2 protein-coding genes are annotated in these 3,681 nt (G+C 65.4%); both read left to right on the top strand.

The annotated features are described in order from the left end of the window. The first annotated feature begins 474 nt into the window (after positions 1-474). Positions 475-1,176, top strand: a complete 702-nt coding sequence (locus ACX80K_RS17915) for a hypothetical protein (RefSeq protein ID WP_459273267.1) — start codon at positions 475-477, stop codon at positions 1,174-1,176. Between the two features lie 38 nt (positions 1,177-1,214). Continuing rightward, positions 1,215-3,521: a multicopper oxidase domain-containing protein gene (locus ACX80K_RS17910; RefSeq protein WP_459273266.1), complete on the top strand. Its 2,307-nt coding sequence runs from the start codon at positions 1,215-1,217 to the stop codon at positions 3,519-3,521. Positions 3,522-3,681: the final 160 nt, after the last annotated feature.

The following is a 3,681-nucleotide window of genomic DNA, read 5'->3' as shown; positions in this document are numbered from 1 at the left end:
CAAACACGACCAAACCATCATGTCCTCGCTCCGAAGCAACTTTCCAAGCCTACCCCCACCCACCCGATCCCGCAAACCCGCTCCCAACCGCACCACCAGGCAGAACCCGGCGCCACGACCAACCAACAGACCCACACAACCGACACCAGATCAGAAGCCCATCCCGACACCATGCACAGCACACGCCGGAACAACTTCGAACCTGATCAACAAGGGGGGATTGTCACCCACACCGGGGCAACTCCATAACTATACGACCCCCCACCACCAACACCAAATCAACCCCGACACCCACCCCTGACTCCCCGGAGAGAGCCTGCCCGCCGGCACGAGCGAGGCTGCGTCGCCTGCGCCGGAAGACTCCCACGCATCAGCAGGGTCGACGAGCGGGGCGGGCCTTACAGGAGTAGTGCAAGGTTTCCATAGGCTGTCTCGCCCACGATAACGGCGTCCCCGCACACTACTGGAGGCGTCATGCATCGTCCTGCCAACACGTTCCTCAGCAAGGATCTGAACCGCCGACAGTTCGGCACGGCAGTCAGCGGAGGAGCTTTCCTGCTGATTGCCGGCGGCACCTACGGGGTCATCGCGCACAGCGGCGCTGCCGGGACCAGCGTCGGCACCGCCTTCGGGAGGATCTCGATCATCCGCGCCAGCCGGTTCACCCGCCTCGATGCGAAGGGGCACGTGGCGGCCAGCAACCTTCTCACCGCACGCGCCCATTTCCGAGGCAGGGGCACTCCGGATTCCCGTGGAGCTGTAGCTGCAGCGATCGCGATCGACGGCGGCCGCAGCCAGAACCAGGGTGGGGGCCACGGTCAGAACCATGATGGCCCCACTGCTGACCCCTCCTGGCCGCAGCCCGTGAACCTGACGTGGGGAGACGTCGTGGTACTCGAAGTGGAGATCCACAATGCGGGATGGGCGCCGGTGCTGTTCAGCCCCGCTCAACTCCGCCTGAAGATCGCGCAGGAGGGAACGACGATCACCCATCAGGACACCGACCGCCCACCCGGCCCCTTGGCTGCGAGAACGAGGGAGCACCTCCTCATCAGCTACCTCGCGCCACGTTCCCTTGCGGCCACGGACCTCGAGGTCGAGGTCTCGGACCTCGTGCAGGACTCCCCCCAACGGCTCGCCCTGCCACACCTGACGACAAGCGGAGCCTTCTCATGAGCCCACTGAGCATGCACATCAATGAGGGGTACCTCCCCATGGTCGACGGTTCACTCGTCTACCACCGTGGATTCGGCGACAGGGCCACACGGATCGACGACGCACATCCGGCACTGACGATCAGCCCCCAGGTGTTCACCGCCGCCGGTCAGGTGGTCCCTAGCCGCACCTATCCCCTGGATGCACCCGTGCCGCCCTCCGGCAGGCCCGCTCCCCTGGGCTCGGACCCGGCCTACGACCGGCATTTCCTTGTGCGGCGTGCCTACTGGGCAAGTTCATTCCCCGAGCGCACGCTGGTCGCCGAGACAGGCAGCACCATCAGCATCCTGCTGCGGAACAACCTTTCACAGCCCCACCAGCTGCGCTTCCACGGCGCGGGTCCGGCAGGCGCGGACGTCACCAGCGCCCTGGTCGAGCCGGGGCAGACCCGGCTCGTGGAACTCCCCGCACCGGCGCCCGGAACCTACTTGTTCTCCGATCCAGGCAATGAGCCAGTGGAAAGGACCCTGGGTCTGTATGGGGGTCTCGTGGTCATCGACCCTGCCAATGCCTGGCGGCTGAGCGCCGGTGGGCCCGAATTCGAACGCCAGTGGTTGTGGATCTGCCATGACGTCGAGTCGACATGGGCCCGCCTCGCGTCCCAGGGGCACACTGTCAACCCGCTGACCAGACCGGCCGTGCCGCGATATTTCACGCTGAACGGGTACTCCGGCTTCCAGGCACTGGCGTTGACCACCGATGAGGAGTTCAACACCCGCCGGGAAGAGGACACACTTCCGTCGGGGTATCCGCGCGAAACCGACGTGCGCAATTTCAGTGCGTCCCCGGCCCCGGATACAGTCCGCACCGGTCAACTCATGCGGATGCTCAATGCCGGCATCGTCACCCACCAGTTGCACTACCACGGGAATCACGTGTGGACGGTGCGGGCCAACGGCAGCGACTTTCCCCGGTCGAACGGCAGGGTGAGTCCGACAGGCGATGTGGTCCTTCAACAGTGGGAGGACACGGTCCAGCTCCAGCCGACAGAACGCAAGGAGGCGATGCTTCCCGTCCGGCGACCGCCGGAGTCGATCGACGCGGTGTGGAACGCGCGGGACGAGGACTGGAAATACCCCATGCATTGCCATGCCGAACCGTCCCAGACGGCTGCGGGAGGGCTCTACCCCGGCGGTCTGATGGCCGACTGGGTGCTCGCCGCCGGCCCGGTCCCCGAACCCGGCCTGCCGCGGACCGTGGAGGACGACGCGCACCATACGTTCCGTAGCCAGGTGGACTTCGCCTCCGACCAGCCACATGAGGGCAGCCCCGAGACTAAATTCCCTCTCCGTCCGAACGTGTCGGTGGAACTGGACTTCTTCAGCAAGGACCTGAGATTCCCGGACGGATCCGAACACGAGGTGTGGAGCTTCGAGAACGACACATCAGGACGGCAGTTGCCCGGACCGATCATCCGCATGACGGAGGGAGACGTCTTCCAAGCGACGGTGAAACCGAAGAAGAACGTCCATACGATCCATTGGCACGGTATCGAACCGGATCCACGGAACGACGGCGTCGGCCACACTTCCTTCGAGGTGAACGGTCACTACACCTACCAATGGCGGCCGGAACCGCCGGAGACCGGTAACCCGAACAGGGGCTCCGCCGGCACCTATTTCTACCATTGCCACGTGAATACCCCCCTGCACGTGCAGATGGGGATGTTCGGAGCGATCGTCGTGGACCCTCGGACCGATCCCGCCCGCCAAACGCCGACGGGGTCTCGCCGGCACTCCTCCGAGGGCCCCCTGTACGACATCGCCACGGAGACCTTCATCGCACCGTACTCGATCGATCCCAGGTGGCATGAACTGAACCACGCGGCGGGTCTGTCAGGTGACGACGCCGGCCTCAACCGCTTCGAGGCCAAGCACTTCTTCATCCTGGGCGGCGCGATTCCAGCACGGCCCAAAGGCGACAGGGTGTGGGCGATCTCGACCATGAAGGCCAATGTTGCAGGCGGCGGCAAGCAGCCCACGCTGGTACGGATGGTGAACGTGGATTACTTCCCTACACGCACACGATTCCTTGATGCCGCGGGGAGACCTGTGCAGATGGCCGAACTCATCGGGCACGACGGACGCCCGTTCTGGACGACTCCGAGTCCCACGGGGCCGGCCGTGCATCCGTCGACGGCAGGACAGCCGCTCCTCACCAGCATCATCAGGTCGGGCGCTGCCGAGAAGTTCGACTTCCTGCTGCGGCCACCGGCGCCGGGCCGGTACACGCTCGCGATCGACTTCATCCATTGGCTCACGGGCCGGGTGCAGGCGACGAGGACCGTGGCGGTCACCGCTGCCTGACCCCGCCCCTGGACCCCGGTGTGGGGGCCGGCGGTGGTGTGGGGGTTGGGGTGGTGGGTGGTTAATGGGGAAGAGGCCCCACCGGTGGTGGGGCCTCTTGCCTGTAGTGGTTGTCCGGCGGTGTCCTACTCTCCCACACTCTCTCGGGTGCAGTACCATC

The organism is Arthrobacter sorbitolis (assembly GCF_054510995.1).
Note: the sequence above shows the minus strand (reverse complement) of the source record. Positions and strands in the feature narration are given on the sequence as shown.

Excerpts from the sequence above, each read along its gene's own strand:
- ACX80K_RS17910 (WP_459273266.1), top strand. The coding sequence starts at position 1,215 with ATGGTCGACGGTTCACTCGTCTACCACCGTGGATTCGGCGACAGGGCC.
- ACX80K_RS17915 (WP_459273267.1), top strand. The coding sequence starts at position 475 with ATGCATCGTCCTGCCAACACGTTCCTCAGCAAGGATCTGAACCGCCGA.